The organism is Flavobacterium phragmitis (genome assembly GCF_900112575.1).
GTDB lineage: Bacteria > Bacteroidota > Bacteroidia > Flavobacteriales > Flavobacteriaceae > Flavobacterium > Flavobacterium phragmitis.
Window position 1 is genome coordinate 15,409 of record NZ_FOMH01000015.1, and the last position, 13,066, is coordinate 28,474.

6 protein-coding genes are annotated in these 13,066 nt (G+C 36.4%); all 6 read right to left on the reverse strand.

Translation table 11 applies throughout. The annotated features are described in order from the left end of the window. Nucleotides 1–9 precede the first annotated feature (9 nt). The 6 genes from BM289_RS22430 to BM289_RS22455 all read right to left on the reverse strand — a co-directional run bounded on the left by BM289_RS22430 (nt 10) and on the right by BM289_RS22455 (nt 13,059). A complete protein-coding gene (locus tag BM289_RS22430) occupies nt 10–2,469 on the reverse strand; it encodes a glycoside hydrolase family 95 protein (protein ID WP_091497951.1) in 2,460 nt (819 codons plus the stop codon). A 54-nt stretch (nt 2,470–2,523) separates the two neighbouring features. Then, nucleotides 2,524–5,052 (reverse strand): glycosyl hydrolase 115 family protein, encoded by a 2,529-nt coding sequence (locus BM289_RS22435; RefSeq protein WP_091497953.1) that lies wholly within the window; start codon nt 5,050–5,052, stop codon nt 2,524–2,526. 75 nt (nt 5,053–5,127) lie between these two features. Next, on the reverse strand, nt 5,128–7,845 hold the full coding sequence (locus tag BM289_RS22440) for an alpha/beta hydrolase-fold protein (RefSeq protein ID WP_091497956.1): 2,718 nt from the start codon (nt 7,843–7,845) through the stop codon (nt 5,128–5,130). 38 nt (nt 7,846–7,883) lie between these two features. Then, entirely contained in the window at nt 7,884–9,119 is a 1,236-nt protein-coding gene (locus tag BM289_RS22445; protein ID WP_091497958.1) for an SGNH/GDSL hydrolase family protein, read from the reverse strand. 105 nt (nt 9,120–9,224) lie between these two features. Next, nucleotides 9,225–10,955: a glycoside hydrolase family 43 protein gene (locus tag BM289_RS22450; protein ID WP_091497961.1), complete on the reverse strand. Its 1,731-nt coding sequence runs from the start codon at nt 10,953–10,955 to the stop codon at nt 9,225–9,227. 163 nt (nt 10,956–11,118) lie between these two features. Further along, the gene (locus BM289_RS22455) at nt 11,119–13,059 is read right to left on the reverse strand and encodes a RagB/SusD family nutrient uptake outer membrane protein (protein WP_091497963.1); all 1,941 of its coding nucleotides are present in this window, start codon (nt 13,057–13,059) and stop codon (nt 11,119–11,121) included. Nucleotides 13,060–13,066: the final 7 nt, after the last annotated feature.

The following is a 13,066-nucleotide window of genomic DNA, read 5'->3' on the forward strand; positions in this document are numbered from 1 at the left end:
AATTTGAATTTATTGAAAGTAAAAAGTATAGGTTTTCCCTTTTTCTGTCATGATATCATACAAGTAAGATGCTTTAATATTTAGCAATTGAATGTTTGAATCTTTAGAAATAATTGGTTTTTCGGTTTCCTCCACCGCATAAAATAGATTTGGGTTTACACCTGATGCTACTTTTAAATTTTTGTTCTTTTTTAGCATAAGCTCATTAGGAGTTCTTAATCTTAGATTTCCGCCAAGATTAGAATAAATGGTTAAAGCGATTACTTTTCCATTTTTCCACTTTAAATCTTTTATTTCAAAACCTCCTCTCGTTTTTAAACCGCTTATCGATCCGTATTCCTTTAAAGCATCAGGTAAAGCAGGAAGCAGATGAATTGCTCCATCTGAACTTTGCATAAGCATCTCGGTAATACCAGAAGTACAGCCAAAATTACCATCGATCTGAAATGGCGGATGCGCATCAAAAAGGTTATTATAGGTTCCGCCTCCTTCGCGATTTACGCCAAGCGGTGTCAATTGATTTTGAATTAAGCTGTAGGCATGATTGCCGTCCTGCATTTTTGCCCACCAGTTTACTTTCCAGCCCATGCTCCATCCTGTAGATACATCACCTCTTTGTAGCAATGTGTTTTTTGCAGCGGCAAAAAGCTCTGGAGTTCTATAGGCTGAAATCTGATTGGACGGATACAAACCATATAAATGTGAAATATGACGGTGATTATCTTTTGGATCATCTACGTCATCAAGCCATTCCTGAAGCTGATTGTATTTTCCTATTTGCATAGGAGGCAGTTTCTTTCTCAGTACTCTAAGACTGTCTGCAAATGCTGCGTCTTTCTGTAAAACTTCTGAAGCTTTTATAAGCGTGCTAAAAACATCAAACACAATTTGATTGTCCATAGTCGAACCTGCTGTCATTGCCGAATTTTGATGTGCCTTTGGCGTATTTTCAGGCGAATTTCCAGGAGCTACCACCAGCCATCCATTTCTGGGATCTTCAACAAGAAAATCAGCATAAAAAGCCGCTGCTCCTTTTAATATCTCGTAAGCAGACTTTAAATATACTATATCTCCTGTATACAAATAATGCTCCCAAACATGTTGGCTTAACCATCCTCCGCCGGCATTCCAAACTCCCCACGTTGCGCCGTCGACTGCTCCATTCACTCTCCAAATATCTGTATTATGATGCGCCATCCATCCTCTAGCACCGTACATTACTTTGGCCGTTTCCTGTCCTGTTTCCGAAAGTTCCTGAATCATTTTTAATAAAGGTTCATGCATTTCAGAAAGGTTTGTTTTTTCGGCTGGCCAGTAATTCATTTCTGTATTAATGTTGATGGTGTATTTGCTATCCCATGCCGGTGTCATACTGCGATTCCAGATTCCCTGCAGATTTGCAGCCTGTCCGCCTGGCTGTGAAGAAGAAATTAGCAGATACCTACCGTACTGATAATATAAGGTTACAAAAGACGGATCTGACACATTTCTAAAATTAGATAATCTCTCATCTGTAGGCAATTTAGCTTGTTCTGTAGTTCCTAAATCAAGTTTTACTCTTTTGAAATACTTTTGATAAGCAGCAATATGAGCGGTTTTCATCTTATCATAATTCTTAACAAATGCATTATCTAGATAAGATTTAGCCAATTTTTTTTCATCGCCGCTTAAATCATTATAATTTACAAAGTTTGAAGCTATAGAAACCATAATCACTACAGAATCAGCTTTATCGACTTTCAACGCATTATCAACAGCACCGATATTTCCGCCTTCGACTTTTAATTTTGCCAATGCATTAAACTGAACTTTTCCTTCTACTCCTTCATGATCGCTGGTGTTTCCCCAAAGTGAAATTTCATTATTATTATTAACTGTAATTTTTTGCTTCTTATGTTCTGATGTAAAACCAGCTGTAAATGATAGCTGTCCAGGTTTATCTGCAGAAAGTTTAATAACCAAAACTCTGTCTGCAAAAGAGGTAAAAGCTTCTCTTGTAAAAGTCACTCCGTTTACTTTATACATTGTTTTTGCAACTGCATTTTCAATATCCAGTTCACGATAATAATCGGAATACTTTTGATCTGGGAAATTCAGTTCCAAATTCCCGACAGGCTGAAACATCTGCCCATGAGATTTTTTGGTAATGATAGTCTCATTGATCAGTTTTTCGGCTTTTTGATATTCTCCCTGAAAAAGAAATTGTCTAATCTGAGCCAGAGCTTCTTTTGCCAGCGGATTATCATTTCGGTTAGGACTTCCGCTCCAAATAGTGCTTTCATTCAGCTGAAAAATTTCTTTTCCGACATTTCCATACACCATGGCGCCCTGAAAACCATTTCCTATTGGCAATGCGTTTTCCCAAACATCACCAGATGGAGCTTTATACCAAAGCTTTAGATCTGATTTCTCTTGACCTAACATGGAAATTCCGAAGAAAAACAGGAGATTAAACAAATGCTTTTTCATATATTTTTAGTCATTTTTTAATATTCTTTTCTAACAAAAAAGAAATTGTAAAACTTATTCAGCTACTCGATCACTTTCTGGAGCTCCCAAATAAGACGGTTTCAAACCGCCTGTATCAATCAGTATTTTTTGAAGCACAATTCCTGGATCTAAAACCCTGAAACGAAGCTTGTGTGTTCCCGATTTCAAGATGTTATGTTTAGTTAAAGAATGAATCATGTGCTCTGCCTGCCATTTACCTAATTCTCCTTTATAATGTCCATTGAAATTTACAAGTTGCGGTTTTTCTCCATCAAAAGAAATTTCATATCGAAGTCCTTTATTGCTGTTAAAATTCAGTGTTGGCGCCAATAAAAGTTCTACCTTAAATTCTCCCGTTGAAGCAAAATTGATTTCATATTCTACAAAAACATTATCTTCTACTGTTGGGTAAATATTTTGCGGAAATGTCGTGATTCCACTCAATGTTTTTCCAAAATCTGGAATCACTTCCCAATGTATTTTTTTTGAATTATTGGCTTTAGAAAAGTGTTCTGCATGAATCGAAACATAACCCTCTTTTTCTACAAAAACTTTCGGAACTATAATTTCGCTACTAGAAAGATATTTTACGTCAGGAAGAATATTTTTCGGGCCATCGTGCCAAGCTTTATACCCTATTCGCATCTGATCCATCATGTGAGGCCATTTGCCTCCTGCAATTTCATTATTGTATTTGTTTTGAAGAATAGAATCGCGTTCAAATTTTACTTTAACCTCATCTGCATAATAATTGGCAAGATTATTTTTTTCCGATGCCAGTTTCTTGTTTTTTGCCTGCGCAAAATACATTTCATAAAGGTTACAGCAGGCGTCTATAGGATACAAAACCAGCTCGAAATAAGCATCTTTATATTCGTTTGGAAGTTCGTTGTAAACTCTGTAAGCATCTAGTGCTAATTTTTTGTAATCGTTAACGACCGTTTCAAATTCATTATAATTTTCTAATGAATAGGTTTTACTGTCCAGCATTTCTGGAGTAACCCGACGATTGAATTTTGGATAGGTATTTAATAATCTGGCAATTTCTGTGGAATATTTGGTTCCAAATTGTTCTCCTGCCCAACTCTCTGTGTATTGGAATAAATTCTGAGAGTTGAAGTTTTTAGGATTCCAAGCCATGTCTAAAAAGAAGCTGATCGGGAATTCCATTGGTTTTAAATCCCCAACATTCACAATCCAGACTTTATCGACTCCGTTTTCATAACTAAGATTCATTTGTTCCCAAACTCTTTGTATCGGACTGATGTTTATCCATTTTGAATTTCTTGGACCTCCAACATAGTCAAAATGATAATACATTCCGTAACCTCCTTTATGCAAGGGTTTAGAAAGATCTGGAAGTTTGCGGACATTTCCCCAATTATCATCACAAAACAGAAGAATTACATCATCAGGAACACGCATTCCCTGATCGTAATAATCCTGAACTTCTTTATATAAAGCCCAAACCTGAGGTGTTTTATTGGCGCTTTTACCAGTTTCACTTTCGATAATTCTGCGCTGGTCTTTTACAATATTTTCCAGTAAACTTATATTGGTGCCTTCGCTCATCGCTTCGTCTCCATCACCACGCATCCCAATGGTTACCAGTTTTTCCCAATTTTTGCTTCGCTGAATCCCCGTTTTCCAGAATTCGTCCAAAACTGTCTTGTTTTTCGAGTAATCCCAAATATTAGGCAAATTATTTTTTTTAATGTATCGATGCCAGTCTGTTTGTGCCAAAGCCATCGGTTCATGGTGGGAAGTTCCCATTACAATTCCCATTTCATTTGCTAAAGGACCACTGGCTGCATCATCATCATAAAATGCATTTCCCCACATTGCCGGCCAGATGTAATTGCCTTTCAGTCTAAGGATTAATTCAAAAACTTTTTCGTAAAACTTGCTGTTAAAACCACCAAAAGTAGCTTTTGCCCAACCACTTAAAGCTGGAGCTTCATCATTAAGAAAAATGCCTCTGTACTTTACAGCTGGTTCTCCATCGGTATACATTCCTTTAATGAAATAGATGTTTTCTTTTTGTTTTACAGGCACGTCAGCCCAGTAATACCAAGGAGAAACGCCAATTTGTCTCGATAATTCATAAATTCCGTAAATCGTGCCGCGTTTGTCGCTTCCTGCAATTACGAGCGCTTCATTTACACCTTTGAAAGGATTTTTAACGTGTAGTATAATGAATTTTTCATTTTTACCTGTAAGTTCTTTTCCCTCGATTTTTTTCTGTTTAATTAATTCATCGATAACCGAATTAGATCCGATCGTTCCGATGATAATGAGAGGTGACGATGCATTGGGATTTTGATTTAAAATAATAGGACGCTGGCCTGTAACTTTCTCAAAATCTGATTGAAGATTATTTACAGCACGCAAAATACCTGCATCTAAACTTGAATTTATCAAAAAAGAAAGTGATAACGTTTTTTCTTTCAGCACCATAACATCCTGACTTTTATTTTCCGTTATAAAAGGCTGAGAAGCCTTTGACATAGTGCTTAACAAAACAATAATTAAAGTGCTTATAAATTTAAAATAGTTTTTCATCAGGTATTTTTTGTCAATCGATTACAGACCTAATTTATTCAAAATCAAGATCTTCACATTCCGTTTTTTGTTTTATTATTTGAATAATAACTGCGAATATAGGAACAAATCATGTCTCCACACCGGCCATGTGTGTCCACCAGAATATTCACTATAGTTATATTTTATTCCAAATTGATCGAATTTCTGCATCATAATTTTACAGTTTTCATAGGCGATATCTTCTTTTCCGCCCATCGAAATCCAAAAATCTTTTAGATTAGCATTAATAGACTGTGCATTATTTTTTATAAACTCATATTGAGGATCTGATAATTTCGGATTGTTTGCCCACCATCCTGAACTGAAAACGCCCAAACTTGAAAACATATTTGAGTTTTTAATTCCAGCGTAAAGTGTCTGTAATCCTCCCATTGACAAACCGGCTAAAGCTCTGTTTTTACTGTCTGTTGCCACCTTAAAATTACTTTCTACAAAAGGTATTGCTCCGTTTTTCAGTTCGTTTTCAAATGCTTTTAGTGTTTCTTCTCCAAAACCTGCAATACCGCCTGTATTGCCCATATTGCCATCAAGCATTACAATAAGCATTTTCTTTGCTTTATTTTCTGCAATTAAATTATCCAAAATCAAATTTGCTTTTCCTTGAGTGCTCCATCCTCTTTGGTCTTCACCACCTCCGTGTAAAAGATACAGCACAGGAAATTTTTCTGAAGAGGTTTCGTATCCTGGCGGCGTATACACATACATTTCACGCCAAGAATTAGTTCCTTTTGAAAAGTATTTCATTATTCTTACCTCACCATGCGGAACCGTTTTCAATTCGTAGAAATCACCATCCCTTTTCGGGATTTCTATTCCACTGGCCATACGTCCCATTCCGTAAAAAGTTTCACTTGACGGATCTGCAACTGCCACACCATCAATCAAAAGCGAGTAATAATTAAATCCGCCGTTTATTACATCGGTTGTAAGATTCCAAGCTCCCTGACCGTCTTTCTGCATATCGTATTTTCTCCCTAGATCGATCTGCACCTTTGATGCTTCAGGTGCATTAACTTTAAAAATCACTCTGTTATCAGGCAAAATCTGAGGATATTTGGCATTTCGTATGTTGGTTTGAGCTGTGGTTCCTAGAACCGTATATTTTGCAAAATTGGATTCATCAACAGGCTTGAACAATAGCTGCGAAAACATATATAAGCTGTTTTTCCATACTTTAAAATCATGAACTCCCGGTTCTAGATAATAAATATGTGGCACATTATTTTTAAATAAATAATCGTGAGTGCGTTTGCTGTTTTCAAGCAGCCAATCGTTATCTCCACAAGAAATCCAAAGCAGTTTTAGTTTCTTTTTTGTTTCCTCTGGATTTGGCACCAATTCTTCTGTTTTCTTTGTATTGGGAGCTGATGAAAATCCGCCAATCCAAGCAAATTTGTCTAAGTTGGTTAATCCGAAATTCAGAGACTGTCCGCCTCCCATAGATAATCCTGCAATGGCACGATGCTCTCTATCTTTATAAACATTGTATTTTTTTTCAATAAAAGGAATCAAATCCTTCAATAAATCTTTTTCAAAATCTGCAAATGCCTGCACTTTGTCTGGCGCCATTATATTTCCAGTAGCGCTGTCATCTTTCATGGCTCTTCCGTTTGGCATTACCACGATCATTGGTTCTAATTTTCCTTCTGCATAAAGATTGTCCAATATAATCTGCGGACTTCCTCCGTTAAGCCATTCTTTTTCATCTCCGCCAATTCCGTGTAAAAGGTATAAAACTGGATATTTTTTGTTTTTGCTAAATCCAGGTGGCGTATATATAGTTGCTTTTCTTACTGTCCCGACTGTCTTTGAATCGTAGCTTACCGTTTCTACTTTTCCTGCTGGAACTGCTGGATTTAACTGGTCAAAACCGACTGGCGCTTGAACTATAAAAGGATCATTTGTGTTATTTGTTTTATACCCTAATAATAAAAGCATTTTTTCTGCGTAACGCTTTCCTAAATCTCTATATCCTGCTGCACTAAAGTGAAGGAAATCTGGAGCTACTGCGCAGCCTTTTGATGAAATTATATAAGAGGTTGGAATGGTCTGAGGCAGCGTTGCGATGATTTTATTCATGCTCGCGCATTTTCCTTTTTGTTCTTCATGAACGGTTTCACCGGAAAGCAATGGCACTTTTTTAGGATCAAGGTTTAGATCTTTCATCAAATTATCATATACTATTTTAACCTTTTTTGGCCATAGTGTATCGCCTGTATTAGATTCTCCCTGATGCAGTAAAATACCTTTTATCACTCCTTTCTTTTGCGCAATTTTTGCCATTTCAACCAATCTTGCATACGGACTTCCATTATATTCTTTGATCATACCCAGCATCCAGTCTGGTGCTGTTTTCATATAATTATCAAAATTATCTTTATCAAAAAGTTCTATTTTACATCCGCCAACAGCTACATTTACTACTCCTACTTTTATGTTTTTAGGAAGATTTGCCACCATGGTTCTTCCAAAATTGTCCGTTAATGTCAATCCTGTTTTACATCTGCATAATGGCGGTATTGCGGTATACCACTTTCCCATTTCTCGATTCAAATCTGGACAGTTTACTGCTTCCAGAACCTGAAATCGAGGGTCGACATTTATTTTGTCTTCAGCTTCTATTGGAGCTGCGCCTTCCATATTGGACTGTCCAAAGCTTAAATAAACATGAAAATTTGGATCCTGGGAATATCCATTCTGTCCAGTTAAAAAAATAACCGCTATTGCGAAAAATCTGATTATTGATTTCATGATATCTTGTTAAAATTGTTTTTGTACTAAATGGAATTTCACTTAAATAAATTCAAGTCTATTACTTCTCCCATTCTTTGATATCCTAATTCATTAGGATGCAAAAAATCGCCATCATGCATATTTGATAAAATAGTTTTTGAATCGGTTTCCGAGGACATTTCTTTATCAAAATCTATTACTGCATCAAAATGGTCATTTCGAATCCATGCATTTACAATATCTCTTGCTTCCTGTTTGAAAGGTGCATCATAAAATGATTTTTGAAAAGGCAGAATCGTACAGCCATACACTTTTATGCCTTTGGCGTGTGCTTTTTCTATCATAATTTTGTAAGCGTCTATAATTTCTTGTGCTTTTATTGGAGCGTCTTCTGGGCGCTTAATTCCTCCTATATCATTTATTCCTTCTAAAATTACGAGCCATTTTGTACCAGCTTGAGAAAGCACATCACGATCAAAACGGTCTAATGCAGTTGGGCCTAATCCGCCTTTTACAACACAATTTCCTCCTATTCCTAAATTTAAAACTCCAATATTTTGAGTTGCTTTATTGGCTGCCAGTCTAGTTGCCAGAATATCTGTCCAGCGATTTTGTTTGTTTGTTCCAGACCCGCGACCATCTGTTATAGAGTTTCCTAGGCAAACAATATTAGACGCATTTTTTGGTGCTATCACATCGAGTCCCATTATAGAATACCAATGATCCGTTTTTACCGCATCAGAAAAAACATCATTATTGATATTATCTCCCGACAAAATATAAGATGTTGTTCTCGATCCAGGATGTCCTGTTGTTTTTGCCGAAGCCGTTTCATAATAAATGGTTATGGCAAGCCGTTGACCTGATTTCAATGGAAAATTGAGCTCGTCTGAAAATACTTCCTGCCCTGGATTTAATGTTACCTTTTGATTTCCATTAAAACTGAGATTTTTTTGTGTGCTTTTATCAATTGCGGGAGCCTCAAGGACATTGGCTACACTAACCTTTTTTAAAACTGTAATCTGATCGCTAAATACATTTGAAAAACGCAGTCTAATGCGTTCCCCTCCTATCGAAACTTTTATAATTTGGCGAAGCGTGTTTTCTGCCAAACCCGGAGCCGGTGGCATATTGTTTGGCTCTACAAGCATTGGCGCACAAGCCCATGATCCTATCCAGTTTGATGAACCTGCCTTTCCAGAAGAATTTACTAATGGCTGATTGGCTTTGCATCCTGTTATTAAAATAAAAAGGTGCAAAAACAATACATATTTTAAATGTCTTTTTTTCATATTTCTCAAAATTTAAAATATCTTATTTAATCCAAAAAGCACATTAATAAAGTACTTCTCTTTCTTTTAAACTATTCTTCATTAGAATAATAAGTGTACGAAAGTCTATTTCGGATGTGCATTATTAGATGCTGTTGCATATAAACCGATCAAAGCTCCTGTAAATCCACCAGCTACATTTGTTGAAAGAATATCTCCTGAAACTGGGCTTCCCAGATTTTCAAAATTACCACCATTCAAAGCATAACTAAACTGATAATTGTCTCCTGTGGCTTTAACTTGCAGACGTAATGCTCCTTTAGTTTCTATTTTTGCACTGGATATAATTTCTGATTCTCCATTTTTTGTTCTTTCCAAGAGTATATAGGTGTCTTTTCCTTTCTTTGTTACGCCAAAAACATAATTAAAACGTTCATTCTGCAGACATGTTATTCCAGCCAAATCGCTTTCAGTCTGCGGTTTATAATCTAATGTAGTTGAAAAAGAAAAAGTATTATGCTGCTGTCTGCAAAATAATGTAGAAGTTGGTTTTAATTCTTTAATATTTACTGGAAATGGATTAATCTGCAAACCATTTTTAACAACAGAAATAAAATGCTCTCTTGGTCCTCGCAACCCGATCCATCTGTAATCTAATTTATCTGAAGTAAAATTCTCTGTAAATGTAAAATTGCCATTTGGGAAAAAACCATCTTTACCTGTTTTGTTTACTACTCCTTTTGGCATTTTTAACTTTGGTCCCATTGGCACTAGACCATTTTCAAAAACAGGAAAAGTACCCGACCAGTCTACCGGCAACATAAACGTTTCACGTCCTGCATTTACTCTGTCTTTTTCGTTTGGACGAATTCCTAAAAATACGCCATAATACTTATTATCCGGGCCAAGCACTAAATCTGCATGTCCAGCCCAATCTACTTTATTGGGTCTGTTTTGGGGGAAATATCTCTGTGTTAGAATCGGATTATTAGATGCTGGTTTAAAAGGCCCTTTTGGACTATCGCTAATAAAAACAACTTCGCTGTGATTTCCTCCTGTACCTCCTTCAGCACACATTAAATAATAATGATTGTCTTTTTTATACAAATGAGGAGCTTCAATCCAAATTGGTTTCTTAGAAAGGTCAACTCCGCCATCTACAATGATTTTATCTGTTCCCGGAATTACCTGATCTTTTTCCAAATCATATTCCCAAACTTTGATTACACGATGTCCGTTGTACAGTTCTTTTCCTTTGTCAGGAGCATCATTGTGTACTACATAACCTTTTCCGTTATCATCAAAGAAAATAGAAGGATCAATTCCGTCAAAAGCTAATTTAATTGGACTTCCCCAACCTTTCTTAGGGTCTTTAGTTTTTACAATGATATTTCCTAAACCACCTGTAAAAGCAGTAACAATCATGTAGAAAGTATCATTATGTGGATTATAAGTAATGCCAGGTGCATAAACTCCAGCGCTAATTCCTGTATCATGAGGATTAAACTCCGAAACTTTATTTAACACCCCACCCAAATCAGTCCAGTTTACCAAATCTTTAGAATGAAAAATTGGCACACCGGGAAACATCGCAAACGAAGAACAGACCATGTAATAATCGTCACCTTTTCTTGTAATGGCTGGATCGGGATAACATCCCTGTAGAACTGGAGAATAAAATTCATCTTCTTTTAACGGATTTTTTTTATAAATCTCATCATCACCTTGATAGACAACATTGGAAAATACAGGAGCTTGTTTGCCCACTTTTTTCTTTGAATTTTTCTCCTGAGCAGTCAGGGAGAAAAAACATAAAATTCCTATTGTACATAAAAAAAGTACTTTTCTTGTAATCATTGTTTTTTATTATTTATTTGAAATTTATTGAAAAATTATTAAAAAGCCGAGAGATTACTCTCGGCCTTCAACTAACTCAAACTTAAAAATCAGATATAAGATCAAACTATACAATCAAACCTTATAAAAAATAATCAAGTTTGAAAACTTAACTTAACTAAACTTAATATCCAGGATTTTGATACGCAGCTTTTTCAGCGACAGACATTTCCATACCATCAATTTGTCCTTGAGGTATAGGTCTGAGATAATGATGCGCATCAATGGTTCTGGTAACAACTTCAGGCGTATGTTGTCCGTAATTAGAACCTCCTATAGAATATTTGCCAGCTATTTCATTCCATTTCTGTGTTCTCACTAAGTCATACCAACGATAGCCTTCGCCAAAAAATTCACGAGAACGTTCTGCCAATATATAGTTAATATCAATTACTGCTGGAGTTGCGCTCGTCATTGCTACACTGTTATCCTGTATTTTAGCGGTATTTCCATTATTATCCCATTTCCATTTTCCTGCTCTGGCTCTTAATACATTTACAAGTGATCTGGCAGTTAAAGATCCCGTGGCACCTTTTACCGCTGCTTCGGCTGCAACAAGGTACAATTCTGAGAATTTTGCTACCGGGAAAGGTCTCGTACTTCCAGCATTTGGTTGTCCTAGTCCTCCAGCATTATCTGTTCTGTAAGGCCCTAATTTCCAGAAACCCGGATAAACAATTCTACTGATACCTTTTGGAGAAATCACATAATCTGCTCTTCCTGGTAGAACTCCTGCTCCAACCCCACTGTCTCCTTGCCCTGAAGGATAAGTAATTGCCGTTAGCGGTTCATCATTTAAGAATGTTAAAACAGCATCTCCCGGTTTAATCGTTAAACCATTCGCATTGGTAAGCGTTGCTACTCCGGTAAGGCCTGTTCCCTGAAGATTCCAATTCCCTCTAAAAACTGCGGCGAATGTTCCGTCGTATCTGGAATCATTTGTTTTATCAGCAAAAGTGTTGGTAAAAACTTCAATAGGAGGAGCCATTCTTGTCCATGGACGCCCTAAAAACTGATTTGCTTCTCTTTGTACCGAGGAAACAGCTGCTGTTCCGTTTTTGCTTCTGATAGCAGTATAATTCCAAGTTACCATCCATCCTGCAAAATTATCCGGGGCACCACCGCTTCCATAAGTGAGACTGGCACCATTATAATATTCACTCTCCTGTGTATGATCAGCAAAAAGCATTACTTCTTTATTTCTGTCATTTGCTCCCGCATTAACATCGTAATAAGAATCAAGCAATTCGTAAGGTCCCGGATTATTTATTCCTTCTACAGCCAGATCATAAGCCTTTTGAAAATACCACTGTGCATTATGTCCATCAGGATCTGTTCTTGGAGCATCTGGATAAGTTGGGATGTTATTTGGGTTTTCTAACCACCAAGCATAAGTAAGATATGCCTTTGCTAGAAATAGTCGCGCTACAGTTTTAGTTACTGTACCTGTCAATCTAGGTGTATCTGGAAGATCATTAACTGCTGTAACCAAATCTGGAAAAATGGCTTTTGTATATACTTCAGGAACCGTATTACGTTTAGAATATCTTGAAGGTTTGCTGTTAAACTTTAATTCTCCAGCTCCTAAATCCAATGGTACACCTCCAAAAGTTTGCACCAATAGGAAATAATCAAACCCTCTAAAAAATTTAGATTCTGCGATTAAACTACTGGCAACTCCAACGGCAGCACCATTTTCGATAATACCACTTGCGGTATTGATATCATAATAAGAGTTATTCCATAAAACATCTGAACGACTTGAATTTGGATTAATAATACCAACTCCTGATAAATCATGATCTTTAAAATTTCCATCAGCACTTTGTGCATAAGTCGCTTCATCTGTTCCAGTCTGGCACGCATTATAAAAATAAGCCTGACCATAAATCCAACGTAAGTGTGCATAATGAGAGGTTAATCCCTGTTTAACTCCCTGCTCTGTTTTGAAATACCCTGGTTCATAAAAATCATGAGGTTTTTCTTCTAATATATCAGAACAACTGCTTGCTAAAAGTAAAATAGCAGATCCTATAATTACATTTTTAAAAATATATCGTTTCATAACTATG

Coding starts and splice junctions, on each gene's coding strand:
- BM289_RS22445 (WP_091497958.1), bottom strand. CDS start 9,119: ATGAAAAAAAGACATTTAAAATATGTATTGTTTTTGCACCTTTTTATT.
- BM289_RS22450 (WP_091497961.1), bottom strand. CDS start 10,955: ATGATTACAAGAAAAGTACTTTTTTTATGTACAATAGGAATTTTATGT.
- BM289_RS22440 (WP_091497956.1), bottom strand. CDS start 7,845: ATGAAATCAATAATCAGATTTTTCGCAATAGCGGTTATTTTTTTAACT.
- BM289_RS22435 (WP_091497953.1), bottom strand. CDS start 5,052: ATGAAAAACTATTTTAAATTTATAAGCACTTTAATTATTGTTTTGTTA.
- BM289_RS22455 (WP_091497963.1), bottom strand. CDS start 13,059: ATGAAACGATATATTTTTAAAAATGTAATTATAGGATCTGCTATTTTA.
- BM289_RS22430 (WP_091497951.1), bottom strand. CDS start 2,469: ATGAAAAAGCATTTGTTTAATCTCCTGTTTTTCTTCGGAATTTCCATG.